A 441-nucleotide genomic window follows, 5' to 3' on the forward strand; every position below is an offset into this window, starting at 1 on the left:
CCAGGTCTTCCTCGGACAGGCGTCCTTCCATGAACGCCCGGGCGTACATGCCGGGGGAGGCGTGGCCCTGGAAGAAGACCTGGTCCCCGCCGCCGGGGTGGTCCTTGCCGCGGAAGAAGTGGTTGAAGCCGACCTCGTACAGGGTCGCGGCCCCGGCGTAGGTGGAGATGTGTCCGCCGACTCCGACATCGGGCCGCTGCGCCCGGTGCACCATGACCGCGGCGTTCCACCGCATGTACGCCCGGTAGCGGCGCTCGAACTCCTCGTTGCCCGGGAACGCAGCTTCCTGGTCCACCGGGATCGTGTTCACGTAGTCGGTGGTGGTCACCATCGGCACACCCACGCTCTGCGCGCCGGCGCGCTGCAGCAGGCTCCGCATGATGTATTGGGCACGCTCGGTGCCCTGTTCCCTGATCAACGCGTCCAGGGACTCAACCCACT

General features: G+C 68.0%; 1 pseudogene. It reads right to left on the reverse strand.

The annotated features are described in order from the left end of the window. Window positions 1-441, reverse strand: a pseudogene (locus tag MRBLMD1_RS05470) (pyruvate dehydrogenase (acetyl-transferring), homodimeric type); the annotation flags it as partial.

The organism is Pseudarthrobacter sp. LMD1-1-1.1 (genome assembly GCF_040676255.1).
GTDB lineage: Bacteria > Actinomycetota > Actinomycetes > Actinomycetales > Micrococcaceae > Arthrobacter.